This is a genomic window from Peptostreptococcus stomatis DSM 17678 (assembly GCF_000147675.1).
GTDB lineage: Bacteria > Bacillota > Clostridia > Peptostreptococcales > Peptostreptococcaceae > Peptostreptococcus > Peptostreptococcus stomatis.
This window is the reverse complement of the sequence record NZ_ADGQ01000033.1, coordinates 1-994: the sequence shown is the minus strand read 5'-3', so window position 1 is coordinate 994 and position 994 is coordinate 1. Positions and strand designations below refer to the sequence as shown.

The 994-nt window shown below is 37.4% G+C and carries 1 protein-coding gene; it reads right to left on the bottom strand.

Annotated elements, in window-relative coordinates; genetic code table 11:
- Window positions 1-994 (bottom strand): Cna B-type domain-containing protein (locus HMPREF0634_RS09630; protein WP_007788912.1); only part of this gene is annotated, 994 nt, incomplete at both ends.

Here is a 994-nt window from a genome sequence, read left to right as displayed (position 1 = left end):
TAACTTAGCCAATACTGAAGCTGTCATAGAGTCTGGGAATAGGTCATGTCTAACTACAATTACTGTCTTAGCCTTATCATAGAATCTTCTTGAGATCTTAATAGCAGTCTCAATTCTGTCTCCTCCACCTATTACTCCTGGGTCTGGTGTTGGTGTTCCACCACCACCGCCTCCTCCTGGATTATACGGCTTCTTTTCATTAGTAATAGTAAGACCATCTTTCATGTTACCTTCATAAGTTACCTTATACTGGTCGCCTTCAAGTTGAATAGCATTAGCTGTTTCACCTACTTCTTTAACAGAGTAGACATAGTCATTCCCTTGTGGATTTGCCTTATCTAAATTTGTCCAAGTATGAGCAGTTGTCCCGTTTGGTAGTTCAATCGGTGCGCCTTCATTTTGTCCATTCTTTAGAAGCTGTACTTTAATCTTAGGATTATTTCCAGTCACATTTTTCCATTTTTTAGTCACTTTTACATCTATTTTTGTCTGTTTATTTTTGATTATTAAAACTCCTGCTGGATCCTTTTCGTAACTAACTACATATCCTTGTGGAACAGTTTTTTCAACTACTTCGTACTTAATTAGCGTTCCGTTGGCCTCATACTTAGCTAGACCTGTAAATGTATGTTTCCATAATCCTGCTGCATTAAGTTCTTTTTCTTGTATTACAGTTGCACTACCTTCTTTTTTAAGCTGGGCTACTACAGAACCCTTAAGTGAACCAATCCACTTCTTTTCTACTGATACATTTACCTTTTCTGTATTTGTATTTGTAATTGTAAATCCACTTGCCATTGTTCCTGATACACTTGCTGTATAGCCCTGTGGAACATCTTTTTCTTCTACTGTATACTTGATTTCTGTTCCGTTGGTCTCATACTTTGGTTTACCTGTGAATGTAGTTGTCCATCCTCCACCAGCAGTAAGTTCTTTTTCTTCTATAACAGCAGGGTTGCCTACTTTTTTAAGGACTACCTTTGCTGAAGTTTTA